Origin of the sequence: Fibrella forsythiae, assembly GCF_017353175.1 — a bacterium.
Taxonomy (GTDB): Bacteria; Bacteroidota; Bacteroidia; order Cytophagales; family Spirosomataceae; genus Fibrella; species Fibrella forsythiae.
The window spans coordinates 207,701-224,498 of record NZ_JAFMYW010000009.1; the positions used below are offsets into that span (position 1 = coordinate 207,701).

Here is a 16,798-nt window from a genome sequence, read left to right on the forward strand (position 1 = left end):
CGCTCAGTATCAACTGGCGCGGCTTTTTGGTGAAGGAACGTACCTGACTTATTTGGTAGCCAGTTATTTTTTCTGTTTGAGGCGTTCGTCGAGCATTTTGATGAAATAGCCGCCTACCACAGAGCGGGCCTGGAAACCGACTTGCTTGGCGTTGGTGGTTTCGTGCCAGTCAGAGAGGGGTACGCGCGATGGGGTTTCGTTGGCGTACTTCCAGATGGGATCAATAAACGCTTTGAAATCCCGGTCTGAGTCGGTCATCGTGGCGGTCCAGATGATCCAGTCAGACTTGGTGTAGGTCTTGCGGCTGTCGAGGGGCAGGCCGTAGGGCTTCTGGTTTTTCAGGTAGAAATCGATCTCCTGTTTCGCCACTTCTTTGGGGAACACGTCTAGGCCCAGCAGCTTATCCCACACGATGTTGTATTTCTGGCTCCAGCTGCCGGGCGTTTTGTCGAAGGTCAGGGCGTAATGGTCGCCGTCTTTGTCCATCTCCATCCAGCGGCGGGCCATGTCGCGGGCCAGCGTCATGTATTCATCAGCCACTTTCTGGTCGCCAAGTTGCCCGGCCATCTGCCCGTAGGCGGCAATGCCCATAATGGCCTTGGCCGACAGGTTAGCGTTACGGGCCAGGTGACCGGCAAAATCATCGGTACACAGTTGATTGCCGGGGTCGAAGCCGTCGCGTTTCAGGAAGCCCACCCACTTGGTTAGCGTAGGCCAGTGCTCGCGGGCGAAGTTGGGGTTACCGTCTATCTTCACCGACGCGGCCGTCAGGATGATCATGTTCCCGGCTTCTTCCACAGGCATGTCTTCGCCATAGGTCTGTCCGTTGGCGAGTGGGTACGTGCCAATGTCATGCGCGGGGAAATCTTTCTTCCACTGGCCCGACTCGCTGTAATCGAAGATGAACCGCAGCAAACCTTTGGCCAGCTCGTTGTTATACAGCAGGAACATGGGGGCCGATGGGTACGTTACGTCGACCGTGCCGATAGAGCCATTCGAGAAGTTCTCTTTTGACAGGAAGAACACTTCGCCCTTCGGGCCAGCCACGATCTTGTGGGCGGCAATGGCCTGACGGTAGGCTAGCTGGCAGAGGTCGGCGTATTCTTTACCGCCGGCTTTGCGGGCTTCATCGTAGAGCTGCTTGTCGAAATCGGTGCTTTTCTGGCGGATGCGGTTATAGTCGGTTTCGGCGGCTTGCAGGGTTTTCTCCATCGTCATGTTGGGGTCGCGGTGCCACCAGCCACGCAGGTTTTTGCCAAAATACTGCACCGAATACAGGTCGTCGTAGCCCAGCAGCAGGTGTTTAGCCGTACCTTCTTTTGAGACATTACCCAGGTTCAGCACCGTGGCCAGCGTGACGTTACTGGCTACATCAGCCGCATTTTTGGCGTTAGCTGCCAGCGTGCCTTTGCTCGAGAAGGCCTGTTTCAGTGCCGCCGCCGGACCAGCCACAACCCGGTTGCCCGTTCCCTGTGGCACCGCCAGATAGGCGTAGCCCCAGTCGATGCGGACGTTGTCGCCTTTGCGGCCCAGCACCGGTTGCGCTTTTGTGCCGACCGATGCGTAGGCCAGCCCGGCACCCTGCCCGGCTTTCGTGACCACATCCTGACCCACGGTGTTGGTTGCTACCGTGGCGGCTTCACCGAAATAGACCTGCACCGCATGTGGTTTTCCATCCATCGACTTGGCCTCGAAGGTGACGTAACTAACTGGACGGGCAGCTATTTCCAACTCATCGAGCAGCAGCGGTGACAGGAAACTAACGCGCAGATCGACCGGGCCAGCCGTAAACGTGTAGTCGGTCTGCGTAGCGGTCACATTGACGCTATTCTGGATTGCCTGCGATACCGTTGGCGCGGTGGCGGGACTAACCAAACCCATATCGATGAACGATCCGCCTACCGGGCTCACACAATGCGCTGCCAGCACATTACGCCCTTTACGCAGTGCTTTCTGGCCTTCAATCGGGAGCGCCAGGTAGATGTATTCGCCCGCGCAACAGGGTTTGCTTACCAGTAAAACGCCGTTCAGATAGACCGACACATCATCATCGTGACTGATGGCCAGCAGCAATTTCGACGGATCCGTTTTGCCATCGTAGGTGAACTCGCGGCGAATGTGGATGCCGTTTTTGTCGGTGCGGCTGCTGAGCCAGGGTGTCCGCGATTCGGGCGTATCGCCGAACGGGCCGGGGCCGGTTTTCCATCCCTGCGCATTGTAATCTGGTTTTTCCCAGCCCTCGCCGGGGTCAGTCAGCGTGTATTGAGCCGTGTAGGGCTTCGCCTCGCCCGTGGGCAGCAGCGCATTGTACACGGTTGGCGATCCACCCAGAAACTGATAGGTCCGGCCATCGACCCGCACAATGCCTTCGAGGGATTGTGGTTTGCCGGTCCAGTGGCGGGTGGGGCTGTCGGTGAGGCGATCGGTGGTACTCCAGATGCTGAAATACGGATCGTGGGTAATGAGCGGATAGGCAGGTGGCCGAAGTGTCTGTGCCTGTGCAGTGGTTAGCGCGAGGGCAGCGGCAAGAAGAAGTAAGCGAAAGGGACTTTTTCTCATAAGGAGTGCATGTTGCAGGCCGACTGCTGTGGAAATAGCCACCAACAGCCCGCCGTTTCAACGTAAAGCAAGGTTGGTAGGTAATTATCCTATAACTGCACTCAAGATTGATTCACTGGCCCAATAGGGGGATTTTATAGTTTACTGTTTGCCGTTTACAGTTTACGGTTGCTCTGCCAATATACCTGAATGTGGTCTGGCAGCGCAACCGTAAACTGTAAACGGCAAACAGTAAACTATTTCCCTTCAATCGGCCCCGAATTGCTGATGAAGGCTACCTTCTTGCTGTCGGGCGACCAGGATGGGGTGTTGATGGTGCCCTGACCGCCGTACAGGTAGGCGATTGCCCGGGGTTTGGTTTTGACCGGATTGCCGTTTTCGAGGGGTAGGTGGCGCAGGTAGACACGCTTGTAGAACGGGTGATCGTCGGGTTTTACGTCTTGGCCGAACGAGAGGAACACCATCTGCTTGCCATCGGGTGAGATGTGCGGAAACCAGTTATTGAACTCGTCGTTGGTGATCTGCTCCTGCTCGCTGCCATCGGCCTTCATGCGCCAGAGTTGCATCAGGCCGCTGCGGGTCGAGTTGAAATAAATGTACTTACCGTCGGGCGAATACTCGGGGCCGTCGTCCAGGCCTTTCGCCGTAGTGAGTTGAACCTCCGGGCCGCCTTCTGATGGTACTTTGTAAATATTGTAGTCGCCGTCGCGCTGGGCCGTGAAGACCAGCCATTTTCCATCAGGTGACCAGCCGTGTAGGTACGAATGACCAATGGGCGTAATCCGTTTGGGCGTTCCGCCGGTAATGGGCACCGTGTAAATGATCGACTTGGGACCGTCGGGCGTGGGTGTGTTGCTGTTGCTGAGGCCCAGCATCTTGCCATCGAATGAAATCACATGGTCGTTATTGTTGTTTGTCACCTCACCGGTATTGAGCAAGGTCGGCGTTTTCTTCTTCAGATCGAAGCGGTAAATTTTTCCGTCGCCGTTGTAGATCAGTGCCTTGTTGTCGAGCGTCCAGTTCGGGGCCTGAATCGATACGGGCGAGTGATACAGTTTTTCGCGGTGACCAGTAGCTACGTCTAATAATTCAAGGTCGCTTCCGAGGTATTGTTTGTACGGAACCAGCGTGGCGGGGGCAGGTACATACATGCGCACGTCCTGGAAAACGCCTTGTTCTACCACGTCTTTGTTGTGCGAGCCAATGAACAGACCCACGTAGACCTCGTCGCCCAGATCCAGATCGGTCACTTCTTCAGTCACGAAGGTATCGCCGAATTTGGCCACCGACATGATGTATTTGTTGCCCTGCCGTTCGAGTTGAATCACGTCGGCTCCGGTCATTTTGGAACGTACCTCTTCCGTTTTAGCTCCCTTCGTGCGTCGGAATTGCAGCGAGGTGAGTCCGTCGCCGTGTTCGGCTGCGTTGATGTGCGCCGAGTTGCTGTCCAGGCTGCTGCGGACCATCCAGCCCACTTTCCGGTGCGGGTCAACCCCTTTGCCAATGAGCGAGGCACGGGTTGTCAGGATGAAGTCGCCTTTCATGCGTTTCCACATAAAGTGAAACTCGTCATGATCGAACCAGATGTTGTAGCCCGCGCCCGACATCTTATACTCATTCGTTTTCGGGTCGAACTGCGCCGACCCCTTTTTAGCTACGTTGCCAATGTCGGTATGCCCGTCGAAGAGGCCGAGCTTCTGCGCCTGGGTGGGAGTTACGGCTGCCGCTATCAGGGTGGCTAACAGGGCTAATTTTACTAGTTTCATTTGGAGAATTTTAGGATAAGGAGAAAGTCAGTGAACTTGATTTTATTTTTTTGTCATCCCTCCTTCCGTCGGGATGACAAAAAACAAGCATTTTGTAGTAGAGCGCGAGGCAACAGAAAACAGCAAACTGTAAACTGGCCTTGTCAGTACGTCACAACCCTCAAAGTCTTCGCGCCGACCTGACTACTGACTTGTAGGAAATAGATCCCCGGTTGTGAACCTACGGTAAGCTGATGCCGGGACGTAGCCGATGTGGGGATGATCCGTTCATCGGCCACGTCCCGGCCCAGCGTGTCGGTCAGGCGGAGGGTAAGGGGCATAGATTTAGCTCCTTTGATCTCCAGGTTGACCAGGTTTCCGCGAACCGGGTTGCCCAGCACAACCAGTTGAAACGGAGGCTCTACGGCGGTGATCACCGGAGCAACAGACCGCCAGTCGGGCAGTTCGTCGCGGGTGATCACATCGGCATCGAGGAAGATCGTTTTTAGCTGATCGATGGGTTGTTTTTTGATGTAATCAGTGCCGGTCCAGACCGAGAACCACGACCACCAGGTGCCGAAACCGCGAATTTTATCGGCGTTGGGTAGGTTACCCGTTTCCGACAGCGTGACCAGTTTTTTGCCATTCAGGGGCGTCAGGGCACTGCTCCAGTTGCCGCTCATGTTCGACGTGGCATCAGCGTACACGTCCAGTCCAACCACATCCACGTATTGATCACCGGGGTACCAGTCGGCGCTGAACGTGTCGGTGGCGGTATAGACCCAGATCAGGTTGTGCAGGCTGTGGTAGTTCGTCAGGCGATCATAGAGAATACTCCAAAGCTCCTTAAACGAGCCGGCGCCTTTAGCACCCCACCAAAACCAGCCACCGGGGGCTTCGTGCAGCGGGCGCCAGAGTACAGGTACATCAGCTGTCTGAAGTTTTTTAAGCTGCAGCGCAATGGCGTCGATATCGCTTAAGAGCAATTTGTATTTCGCGCCGTTTTTATCGGCCAGCACCGCCGCCAGGTCGAAGGTCGTGGCATCGGCGTAAAAACCGCGCCACCAGAGCTTGTCGGGGGCCAGATTGATCAGGTCGGTGGGGGCGTTCCAGTGCCACATCAGGCTGATGATGCCCCGACCGTCGCCCTTTTTTGCCCAGTCGATAATGGCTTCAGCTGTGCGTACAGGCTTCGCGTTGTTCTGCACCCGGGTAGGGGAGTAGTCGATCAGGTCGAATGAGCCGATGGCAGGTTCTTTGCCGGTTTTCTCCAGAATGTATTCCACGTCGTCCTGCTGCGCCGAAATCACTTTGCTGCCGTACTGATCGACGAGATACGAAAAGAGGCCTTTCGTCGAGGCCGTTGCCTGTGCATCGACCAGCGTTTTGGGTGGTTTAGTTGGTAGTACGGCGGTGGTCGGGGTTAGTAGTAAATAATCGACGTCGAAGTAACCCCAGCCCCGAAAAACGGTGATGGTGTTCTGACCTTCTTTCAGCATGAATTTGCCCAGGCTTGCCGTTCTGAAACCGGTTGCTGTTTGTATAAGCGTGCCGTTTCCCTTTTCGTCGTTCACCTGAAAGTCGATGCCTTTGTTGCCGGAAGGTGACGAGTACCCGATGGTCAGCTCATACAAACCCGCCTTTGCCGAGAAGGTCATCACGATTTTGTCGGTGTCCAGGTCGAGGCCGGTAACGTACCCGGTGCCTGAATAGCCTGCCGTGGCGGTGGCAATGGTAACGCCCGTCAGCACGCCCGTTTCCGCTTCGACCCGAATCGGATCGGCGGCGAAAGTGGGAAGGGCGCAAGTCAGGAAGAAAAGAAGCAGGATGAATCTGCCCTTGCCAGTCAGCATCTGTTGATATGTATTGGATAAAGTATACTTCATAAAAGGTTTTTCAGAGGCGTTGATTTGTGGATGAAGGGGGTTGGGTACGTTGCTTTTTGTTTTTTGCTCGTGTGTTGGCTTCGCACTGTATTGCTTCGCGAGTCGTGCCCTTCGACAGGCTCGCGAAGCATCACTCGCCAAAGCAACGTACCTGTGTATACCACTCAAAAAAAGAGCACCGAACTGCTCCGGTGCTCTTTTCACGTGTAGCTAAGTTGCCAGCGGCAACGTACCTAAAGCCGTTACTTCACCAGCATGATGTTGTCGAAGTAAAATACTTCATCCTGCTTGTCGGGGCCTTTGATACGGAAGCCAAGTTGCTGCATGGTCTTTCCGGGAGCCCAGAAATCCATATCTGCGATTTTGATTTTGAAGTAGTTCCAGACACCCGCTTTCACGTTGATCTGGTTGGCATCAACGAAGTTACCGAATCCGGCTTTACTGGCGTCGGTGGTCACGAACAACGGATAATCGACCGAGCCGCCTTTGATCCAGCCTGTCAGGTACGTATACGACGCATCGTACTTCACGCCACCCCAGTTAGCGAAGGCCATCAGGTGCCAGTTGCCTTTCTGGTAGTTTTTCGAGGCTGACGCTGTGCCGAATACGGCTTCTTTGGTTGATACAGCACCCGCGTCACCCCATGAATTGTCCTGGTAACCAGCGCCGTACGCATCGGTAAAGATTGGGAACGCTTTGTCGATGTTAGTGAATTCCTGCTTCGTACGAATCCGGCCCGTGCTGTTGGTGATGGCCAACGTACCCCGGTTCAGCGATGAAGCCGGCATGGTGATGACCAGCTCTTTTTTCGACTTCGATACGATAGTTGCCGCATCCGAAATACCCTTCAGCGAGTCAGCAACGGCTACTGATGTTACGTCGTCGAGGTTATTGCCGGTGATGGTCACTTTAGTGCCTTTCGTAAAATCCAGCATCGAGATCGTGGTCACGGTTGGGAACGCCAGCACCTTGAATGGTACGGTCAGTGTTTGACCGGCACTGTTGGTGAGCATGATGTTCTGCTTACCACCGGCGGCTTCGGTGGGTACCCGGAACAGAATAGCACCATCGGTATTCAGTGTCGTCTGAAAACCAGCAGGTACGTTCTGTTTCTCGAACATGATCGTCCGGATATCGCCCAAACCGGTTCCGGTCAGGGTTACTAACGTACCACCCGCCGCTGAGTCGGGCATAATCTTGGTGGCGACGGGATTACCTGGTCCAATTTGGGGACGCCCGTCGGTATCCTTTTGGCATGAGCTGATGACCAACCCGGCTGCCAGAGTCAGTGCAGATAGGCCCGCTACGCTATATAAGGTGTTGAATTTCATGTGCTTTTTAGGATTTGGGATTTGGGATTGCGGATTTGGGATTTGCTTCGCTTAGGTTCAGCATTGTGCCAAGCAGAGCAAATCCCAAATCCGCAATCCCACATCCGATATCATTTATAATATGGAACGGGGTCTTTGCCCAACTCGGGGTCCTGAACGATCTCGCCAGCGGGGATAGGCAGGAACATCTTGTCTTCCGAGAAGTTAGTGATGAAGCTCGAATAAGCTTTGGTACCCCGATCCTGCTTGTCGATAATCGCTTTGGCAGCGGCATACCCCTGGCGCTGAAGGTCATACCAGTAGTCGCCTTCGAAGGCAAACTCGACCCGGCGTTCGTGCAGGATGTCTTTGTTCGTGATTGCCGATTTAGCAGGCAGGCCAGCGCGGCTCCGCACTTTGTTCAGGGCGTCCAGTGCTTTCGCATCTGATGTTGAAGCCTGACCGCCCAGAATTGCTTCGGCGTAGATCAGCAGAATGTCGGCGTAACGCAGCAGCACCACGTTGTTGCCCGAACCCTGACCCAGTACCGGATCGCCACCGAACGTTTTGCCCGGACCCGCAAAGTATTTTACGATGTTCGAGCGTGTTGGTGCCAGGCTACCACCGTCGTTCACGGGCTGTAGGGTATCGTATTTGAACCCGTTGGCCATGAAGGCGTTATAGGCAGGGGCATTGGCGCGCTGTGGTTTCCAGCTTGGGTTGGTCCAGCCTTGTTCCATTACCGACCATTTGCGACGCAGATCACCAAATTCGTACTCTTTCAGGATATCTACCGATGGCACATACATTTCCCAGGCGTCGGCCTCCGATGTACGAAGGGCACCTGCGCCACGGTCCGGATTTTTGATGTTGCCCGTTCCCCAGGGATCAGCCGCAAACTGGTGCTGAATCGAGAAGAGCGTTTCGGGGTTATTGTTCATGCTCGCCTTGGTGAACATGCCCTGATAGTCGCTCACCAGCATGTACTTACCTGAGTTAATCACCTCTTCGGCTTTGGCTTTGGCGTTGGCATAATCTTTCTGATACAGGTACAGCTTGGCCATCATGCCTTTCGCCACATACTTGGTCAACCGGCCAGGTACGTCCGACTCAGGCAGGGCTTTCTCGGCAATCTGCATCTCTTCCAGCGCAAACCGGAGTACGTCTTTTTGCAGGTAACGTGGAATGTTGAAGTTGCCCGACAGCGCCGTTGCTCCCGGATCGGTAATGATCGGCGCGGCTCCCCAGGTACGGGCAATAAAGAAGTACAGCATGCCCCGGATGTAGTGGCATTCGGCAATGGCGGGGTCCAGATACGAGGCATCACCACCAGCGGCTTTCTTCTCTTCAAACGTTTTGATCATCACGTTGGCATAGCCGATGATCTTGTAAAAAGCACCCCACGATGCCCCGATACGTTCCGAAGCGGCCGATACCGAGAAGTTCAGGTATTCGGTGTCGGTGTAGGTGAACATATTGCCGGCCATTACGTCACCGATGGCGTCCTGCGCACGGCTTTCGTAGTTCCGCCAGGGCAGCCCGCTGTAGAGCGTACTGGTAGCGGCCCGCACTTCCTCGGCGTTGTTGTAGTAGTTACCGGTGGTGGTACCCGACAGCGAAGGCCGTTCAATGAAGGTTTCTTTGCAGCCGGTCAGGAGCAGGGCCGGAGCCAGCATAGCTGCATATATGATGTTACGTTTCATGTCTTTTTGAGTTTTACCCCCAACCCCCTAAAGGGGGCTAATGCTCCGCGACGGAGAGCCCCCTTTAGGGGGTTGGGGGTATTTTTTCTAGAATTGCAGATTCGCGCCGATCGTGAACGTACGTGGGTTCGGGTAGTGGCCGGTGTCGACGTTCATCAGCTTGATGCTGTTATTGAATGCGCCGATTTCAGGATCGTAGCCCGAATATTTCGTGAACGTCTTCAGGTTCTGTACGGTACCGTAAATACGCAGGTTCTGAATTTTAACCCGGCTCAACAGCGCCTTAGGCAGGCGGTAGCCAATCGAGATGTTCTGAATCCGCATGTACGACGCATCCTCAACGTACCGGTCCGACATGGCCGTGTTGTTCTTGTTGGTGTTCGTAAAGCGGGGTAATGATCCGTTCGGGTTTTCAGCCGTGTAGCGGTCGTTCACCGTGTTCATCTGGTTGGTATAGGCGTTGCTCATGCCTTCCAGCTGCCAGCGAAGGAAGTTGAATGCCTTGGCACCCTGGCTACCTTGCAGAAATACCGAGAAATCGAAATCGCCGTAGTTCAGCGTGTTGGTGAAGCCATAAGTGAACTTGGGCAGTGGGCTACCAATAAATGTGTAGTCACTAGCATCGATCTTCTTATCGCCGTTCTGATCCTTGAAGCGGATATCGCCCAGCCACGTTTCTGTCTGATTCACTTTATAGCCAAACTGGGGCAGGCTGGCGTCGAGGTCGGCTTGCGTGCGGAACAGGCCGTCGGTCTGCAGACCCCAGAACGAACCAACAGGACGGCCCGGCGTGGTGTGTGTGATCAGGTAGTTGTTGTAGTATACCTTACCATCCAGTGCCGAGGCGGCCGAAGCGGCTTTGTCGTAGGTATTGTTAAATTGGGTAAACACGAGGTTCGTCTTCCAGCTGAAATTGCCTTTCTTGATGTTGGTCGTCGTGATTCCGATATCAACCCCCGTGTTGGTCATCTGACCGGCGTTACCCAGCGGTGCTTTCAGATCGTCCCACTGGTCGCCTACACCGATCAGGTTCGGGCCTGTCAGGAAGATGATCATGTCGGACGTTACTTTCTTGTACACGTCGATCGTTGCATCAACACGGCCGCCGAGGAAGCCCAGGTCAACACCTACGTTGGCAGTTTTCACCGTTTCCCATTTCAGGTTCGGGTTTGGAATACCGTTGATCATGTTCGATGAACCAAAACCAACGGGTCCTGAGAAGAACGTTACCGCACCCACATACGCCGGGTTCGGTGCGCCACCGGGGAAGTTCTGGTTACCCACAACCCCGTAGCCAACACGCAGTTTCGTGTAGCTCAGCACATTGGCCACCGATCCTTTCATGAACTTCTCGTTCGAGATCGTCCAGCCAGCCGATACACCGGGGAATACACCCCACCGGTTGTTCGGGCCGAAGTTCGACGAACCATCTGTCCGGATACTGGCCGACAGCGAGTACTTGTCATCGAAGGTATAGTTGGCCCGGGCAAAGTACGATTCCATAGCCCACTGCCCCTTGCCACCATTCAGGCCCCAGGTTGTCTGGTCGGCGCTACCGGTGCTGAGGTCAAAAATGTTGGCCTGCAGATCCACTTTCGTACCCGAAATGCTCTGGTAGTACGAGTTCTGCGCCTGGTGACCCAATGTGGCCTGAATACCATGCTTACCCTGATACAGATTGTAGTTCAGGTAGTTGGTCAGCGACCAGTAGTAGCTGTCAGACCGGCCGTCGATCAGCTTGCTACGGAACGATGTGCTCCCCACGTTACCGGCTTTCTGGTAGGCAATGTTATTATCCTGCCCCAGCGAGTACGACAGGTCATTACGGAGGGTCAGCCCTTTTGCCAGTGTCAGTTCGGCATAGAGGCTTCCGAAAATGTTGTTGGTCGTTTTTGTATTGCCCCGGAACTGGCTGTTACCAACCAGGTTTGAGCCGTAATACTGCACGCCACCAACCGTTTGGCCACCGCCCCAGGTGCCGTCGATGTTCTTGATCGGCGTCAGTGGGCTGGTCGACGCACCCCACCAGATCGTACCTTCGGCGGCATCGGCCAGCGATACGTTCTGGATGCTGCGCGATACGTTGGCGCTGATGCCTACTTTGGCCCAGCTTTTCAGTTGCGTATCGAGGCTAAAGCGCGACGAGTAGCGTTTGAAATCAGAACCAAGCAGAATACCCGTGTTATCGAAGTAATTCAAGGAGAGGTAGTACGTCGTTTTGTTCTGACCGCCCGAGAAGCTCAACTGATGGTTGTTGATCTTACCGTGCTGGAACATCGCCTCCTGCCAATCGGTACCGGAACCGAGCAGATCAGGATTCTTGAACTCATCAGAAACGGGGTTACCAATAATGGGTAACACAGCGTTCTGGTATTTGGCAAACGAGCGCAAATCCATCAGGTCGAGACGGCGGGCCACTTCCGACACGCCGGTGTACATCTCGTAGTTGATCTTGCCCTCGCCCTGCTTGCCCTTCTTGGTCGTGATCAGAATAACGCCGTTGGCCGCCTGCGATCCGTAGATAGCCTGCGATGATGCATCTTTCAACACGTCGATCGATTCGATGTCGTTTGGGTTCAGCATAGCCATCACCGAGTTACCGGTTTGTCCATCGCCGCCACCCAGACCAGCGTAGCCTGTGTTTGATGACGTGTTGCCGCCTACGAACGGCACACCGTCGATCACGAACAGCGGATCATTGCTGTTGATCGACGTTACGCCCCGTACTTTCACTGACACGCCACCACCCGGCTGACCGCCATTGCTGGTTACCGTTACCCCGGCTGCTTTACCCTGCAACAACTGGTCGATACCGGCGGCAGGAATGTCTTTCAGATCCGACGCTTTCACCGTGGTGATCGATGATGTTACGTCTGACCGCTTCTGCGTACCATAACCGATAACAACCACTTCGTCGAGTGCCTGACCAGTATTCTGTAATGTAATGTTCAGCGTTGTGCGCGTGCCTACTTCCACTTCCTGCGTGGTCATGCCGATGAACGAGACAACAAGTATTTTAGCGCCTGCGGGCATGTTGATCGAGAACGCACCGTTGGCATCGGTGGTGGTACCCAACTGCGTGCCTTTTACCGATACAGTGGCACCCGGAAGGCCGTTGCCTTTTTCGTCAGAGATTGTCCCTTTGATCAGCCCCTTCGTATCAGAAGGGCCGGAAAGGTCACGTTGCGCGCCTTTAACAGATGCCAGCGCGACCGTTTTTTTATCGATGGCTGGTCTTGCGGCCGTTCTGTCCTGAGCACTGACGCTTAGCCAGCTGCTCAAGAGTACGGCCCCTGAAAGCACATGTTTAATCATAAGAGTGGAGTTAATTGTGACAGTAATGATTGTAAGAATGATTTATCGAACGGAAAGAGCAAAAGGGTGTCAAAGACTGGCTGTGTTTGTCTTGTTAGTTTACACGGGTATTGTCGAGGCTGATTTGACCAGTCTGGTCATGGGTAAGGAGATCATGACCGAGGTGCCTTTTCCGGCGGCACTCTGCCACATGACCTGCCCACCGAGGTAGGCAATGCGGGATTTGATATTGGCGATTCCATTTCCCTGCGACGGATCATCGGGAAACTCACCGCCCTGCCCATCGTCGTCGACGCTGACCAGAAGTGATTCGTCATTCGCCATGATCTGAATGGTAATGAGGTTGGCCTGGGCATGCTTCAGGGCGTTGTTCAGCAGTTCCTGAACGACCCGATACAGCATCACAGACGCTTCATCGACGAGATCAGGAATGTCGCCATAGTGTTCAAGGGTCAGCTTCGTCTCATTGACCAGATTTAGTTTTTGGATAAGATCTTCAAGCGCGGGAATCAGACCAAACGTAGAGAGCGCATAAGGCCGTAGGTTATTGGAAATTAATCGGGTTTCAGTACAGGCTTCGTCCAGGAACTGGTTGAGCGGGTCTTTCACCGATACCGGTAGCTGTTCCTGATGGGCTTCAACAAATAGTTTAATGCGCGACAGTTGAATGCCTAATCCATCGTGCAAATCGCGGGCAATTCGACTGCGTTCACCTTCCTGTCCTTCAATCATGGCTTGAAGTGATTTAAGTTCGAGTTGCCGAATTTGTTGCTGCGCAATAACCGACTGCTGATGAGCAATTAATTTCTGTTGCCGACGAAGAAAAACCAGCGCTACAAAGCCTAACACACTGATAAGTAAAATGGAAATCAATGTTGAATTAATAATACGTTGATGCCGACTTTGTTCTTCAGCCAGCTGCTTTTCAACTGCCAGTGTTTTTATCTGACTATCCAGTTCCTGTAAGCGAATACTTTTTGTTTGTTGTGAATAATAAAATTGATTGGTGAAGTCCAGTGTTTTCAACGAAGAACGGTATGCGTTTTTGTAATCGTTCAGATACGAGTAGCTATCAGCCGTATGCTTCGACAATTCGCGGAGGGTAGAAATGCTTTTCTCCGCTTCGGCAATTGCATAACTCTTCTGGTAGAAGTCGATAGCCTTGGCATGCCGATTTTTGAACTGCTCAACAATGCCCAGGTAGAAGTAGTTTAGCGAAATAAGCCAGTTGATTTTCAGGTTTTTAGCCATTGCCAGGCTTCTGGTGGCAAAGTACTGCGCCGAATCGGGTCGTTTCAGTCGCAGGTACGTGTCGGCCAGGAGATTGAGCGCGTAGGTCTGAAAATAGGGTTGTTCATACTTGACACACATGGCTTCGGTTTCCCGTAACTGCGTGACCAGATTTTTAGAGATTGGCTCTTTCTTTTCGTCAATATTGGCAATCCCCAGTCGAGACTCAATTACTTTCGGTTTGTTATTTGTCCGCTCAAAAAAGCTCATTGCCCGCCTGAGGTATTGCTCAGCGTACGATTGCATGAAATAATCCTGGGTATAATAATTGCCAATCGTAATGTGCACGTTGTAATAACCTAATGAATCACCCACCAGATTGTAATATTTCATGCTATTGAAATACGCTTCCATGGTGTGTTTATTGTACCCGTATTGCTGATGATAAAGCTGCCCCAGTTGATCGTAGGCTTTTGCTGTTTCACCGTATTTTTTTTCGGCCTGTAACTGCTTTATCTCCTTCTTGACCCGGTCAATTGTCAGGCTGTCTGCTTTCGCGCTGGCTTGTTGGAACAAACCGCTACATCCAAGAATCAGAAGTAAAAGCGCAAAAAATTTCATCTATCGAAACACAATTTAGGGGGCATTTGCGGCACGTCATTTATCGTCCTTACGCTGCAACTTTTCTGGCGTAACGGTCATACTAACTACCCGGCGGCAGCTAATGACCATCTGATGACGCGCTGCGACTGACTACTCAATGACGCGTAGCTAATGACATTTCATCAATCAATGCATTGCATTTCCATGGCGGTTTTGATCAGCAGCGCCGTGTTGGGCACGCCGAACTTCATGAGCAAACTGCTGCGATGAAACTCAACAGCTTTAGCACTGACAAACAGCTGGTTAGCCATCTGCTGTGTGGTCAGTCCGTGCGAAATGAGCGTCAACACCTCTGACTCGCGAGGCGTTAAATTGGGTTTCAGGCCTACCCCTGCCATCGATTTTCTGACCCGGGGTTCATCGTTCAGCAGGATATGCATGATCGATTCGTTAAAATATTGCTTTTCGCTATGTACCGTTCGGATAGCCTGGAGGAGTTCGCTTTTGGTTGTGTTTTTAAGCAGGTACCCTTTCGCGCCTTTTTTCACCACCCGTTTAATCAGGCTAGCATCGTCGTGCATGGTCAGGGCTACCACTTTGGTTTGCGGGTACGTTCTGGCAATCTGTTCGCACAGGCCAAGGCCATCGTCGATCAGTGGGAAAGAGATGTCGAGCAGGACAACATCTATTGGGTTTTTCTTCAACGATTCCAGTACAGATGCCACTGTGTAGCAACGTTGTGTCACTTCAATTTCAGAGGAACCTGAGATGAGTGATTCGATGCCTTCAACGAAGACGTTGTGGTCGTCTGCGATTAGTACCCGTATCATGTATGTTGAGCGTTTCGGAGTAAAAAAGAGAAGTAGTCGGGCACTAATTAATTGTACAAACGAAGCTGGCTGTTGTGGCCACGTAGTAGGTGAATGATGCGTTTATAAGATTAATTGCAAGCGAGCGGTCTCTGCGGCCACGGTAACTATATAAATTGAACTTTGTTTAGCAAAATTAGGACTTAACGAGAGCATAACAGAATAGTGAAAACCCAACTTATGCAAAATTTAGGGTAAACCCTATACCGTTGCGGTAGCCCTGAAAAGGCCTTTATCTGCTCAAAAAAAGGCTTTTATATCGTTTGCTTAGGGAAGAATACGTAGTTAATGGAATACCTGGTCAATAAGTGGTTAAAAGAATATCATACCTACTGAAATACAGGATAAAACGAAGTTGATTCAATCGTGATTGGCTATTCGGCTAACCGGGTAAATCGGGTAACTGCGCTATTTTCAGCAGCGGTTACCAGCATAGCTGAGTATTAATCTGCAATCGGTTGCGTTTCCTCCGGTGTGTAGTATCACAAGGATTTACGGCTAAAATTCATTCGCCTGACTGACCAATTTATTTTTGCGATGACCCGCGGATAATCAGTTCAGAGCGAAGGATGATCGTGTTGGTAGCCTGAATATCCATAAGGCCGTTCAGGTGATTGATCAGGCTTTTTGCGGCAATCTCGCCCATTTCACGTCCTGGGTAGTGGATGGTGGTCAACGCCGGGTTAACTACCTGTGAAACAGGGTCGTTGTTGAAGCCAACCACGGCAACGTCGTCCGGGATCGACAGGCCTGTCTGCTTCAATGTGGTCATGCAGCTAACGGCACACAGGTCATTTGTAACGAATAGACCATCAGGCCGAATGGGCATGCGGGTGATTTGCCTGGCCACCTCTACGCCCACTTCCTGGCTTAGGTCGGTAACCTGAACAAGCCGCTCATCGAATGGAATGCCATACTCCGCCAGTGCCTGCTTGTAGCCTTTCAATCGGTCGGCATACACGTTGCGTTTCAGATTGCCGGTTATGTGCATGACACGTCGGCGGCCCAGTTTCAGCAGGTGGGCAGTGGCTTCATAACCTGCTTTTGCGTTGTCGATAACGATGCTCGTAAACTGATCATTGCCGATGACCCGATCGAAAAAGAGCAGGGGAATACCCTTATTGGTAAAGGCGGTAAAGTGCTCAATGTCTTCCGTATCGTAGGCAACCGACACCAATAACCCATCGACCCGGCTATTGAACATGGTCTGAGTATTGGCCTTTTCTTTGGTTACCGACTCAAGCGACTGGCTGATAATCAGGTTGTAACCCGCTTCATTGGCTACTTTCTCCATCCCCGCCAACACGCTGGAAACGAAGCTGCTGTTTAGGCGTGGCACAATAACGCCAATGGTATTGGTCCGTTGCCGACGCAGGTTGCTGGCAAATGTGTTTGACCGGTAGCCCATTTCGCGGGCCATCGAGGTAATCAGATCTTTTGTATCCAGTTTGATCGCCGGATGATCGTTCAGTGCCCGACTGACTGTTGCCGGCGAATAGTTCAACCGCTTGGCGATGTCGTATATCGTTACTTCTTTCTCCATTACTAACTCATTGAATACTACTGATTAGCTAAGCG

The 16,798-nt window shown here is 52.7% G+C and carries 9 protein-coding genes; all 9 read right to left on the minus strand.

Annotation, left to right across the window (positions count from 1 at the left end):
• Positions 1–63: 63 nt before the first annotated feature.
• Positions 64–2,559, minus strand: coding sequence for a glutaminase family protein (locus tag J2I46_RS25380; protein ID WP_207331892.1), 2,496 nt, complete (start codon positions 2,557–2,559; stop codon positions 64–66).
• Between the two features lie 236 nt (positions 2,560–2,795).
• Positions 2,796–4,325, minus strand: coding sequence for a TolB family protein (locus J2I46_RS25385; RefSeq protein WP_207331893.1), 1,530 nt, complete (start codon positions 4,323–4,325; stop codon positions 2,796–2,798).
• Between the two features lie 143 nt (positions 4,326–4,468).
• Positions 4,469–6,190 carry a glycosyl hydrolase gene (locus J2I46_RS25390; RefSeq protein ID WP_229379944.1) on the minus strand — a complete coding sequence of 574 codons (1,722 nt, stop codon included), beginning with the start codon at positions 6,188–6,190 and terminating at the stop codon, positions 4,469–4,471.
• A 242-nt stretch (positions 6,191–6,432) separates the two neighbouring features.
• Positions 6,433–7,521 carry an IPT/TIG domain-containing protein gene (locus J2I46_RS25395; RefSeq protein WP_207331894.1) on the minus strand — a complete coding sequence of 363 codons (1,089 nt, stop codon included), beginning with the start codon at positions 7,519–7,521 and terminating at the stop codon, positions 6,433–6,435.
• A gap of 110 nt (positions 7,522–7,631) precedes the next feature.
• The gene (locus J2I46_RS25400) at positions 7,632–9,203 is read right to left on the minus strand and encodes a RagB/SusD family nutrient uptake outer membrane protein (protein ID WP_207331895.1); all 1,572 of its coding nucleotides are present in this window, start codon (positions 9,201–9,203) and stop codon (positions 7,632–7,634) included.
• 87 nt (positions 9,204–9,290) lie between these two features.
• Positions 9,291–12,518: a SusC/RagA family TonB-linked outer membrane protein gene (locus J2I46_RS25405; RefSeq protein ID WP_207331896.1), complete on the minus strand. Its 3,228-nt coding sequence runs from the start codon at positions 12,516–12,518 to the stop codon at positions 9,291–9,293.
• 99 nt (positions 12,519–12,617) lie between these two features.
• Positions 12,618–14,324 (minus strand): ATP-binding protein, encoded by a 1,707-nt coding sequence (locus J2I46_RS25410; protein ID WP_229379945.1) that lies wholly within the window; start codon positions 14,322–14,324, stop codon positions 12,618–12,620.
• Positions 14,325–14,533: 209 nt separating this feature from the next.
• On the minus strand, positions 14,534–15,181 hold the full coding sequence (locus J2I46_RS25415; RefSeq protein ID WP_207331898.1) for a response regulator transcription factor: 648 nt from the start codon (positions 15,179–15,181) through the stop codon (positions 14,534–14,536).
• A 565-nt stretch (positions 15,182–15,746) separates the two neighbouring features.
• The gene (locus J2I46_RS25420; RefSeq protein ID WP_207331899.1) at positions 15,747–16,763 is read right to left on the minus strand and encodes a LacI family DNA-binding transcriptional regulator; all 1,017 of its coding nucleotides are present in this window, start codon (positions 16,761–16,763) and stop codon (positions 15,747–15,749) included.
• Positions 16,764–16,798: the final 35 nt, after the last annotated feature.

Bases quoted from the DNA above. Each gene is read 5' to 3' on its own strand.
- J2I46_RS25405 (WP_207331896.1), bottom strand. From the start codon at position 12,518: ATGATTAAACATGTGCTTTCAGGGGCCGTACTCTTGAGCAGCTGGCTA.
- J2I46_RS25390 (WP_229379944.1), bottom strand. From the start codon at position 6,190: ATGAAGTATACTTTATCCAATACATATCAACAGATGCTGACTGGCAAG.
- J2I46_RS25395 (WP_207331894.1), bottom strand. From the start codon at position 7,521: ATGAAATTCAACACCTTATATAGCGTAGCGGGCCTATCTGCACTGACT.
- J2I46_RS25380 (WP_207331892.1), bottom strand. From the start codon at position 2,559: ATGAGAAAAAGTCCCTTTCGCTTACTTCTTCTTGCCGCTGCCCTCGCG.
- J2I46_RS25420 (WP_207331899.1), bottom strand. From the start codon at position 16,763: ATGGAGAAAGAAGTAACGATATACGACATCGCCAAGCGGTTGAACTAT.
- J2I46_RS25400 (WP_207331895.1), bottom strand. From the start codon at position 9,203: ATGAAACGTAACATCATATATGCAGCTATGCTGGCTCCGGCCCTGCTC.
- J2I46_RS25385 (WP_207331893.1), bottom strand. From the start codon at position 4,325: ATGAAACTAGTAAAATTAGCCCTGTTAGCCACCCTGATAGCGGCAGCC.
- J2I46_RS25415 (WP_207331898.1), bottom strand. From the start codon at position 15,181: ATGATACGGGTACTAATCGCAGACGACCACAACGTCTTCGTTGAAGGC.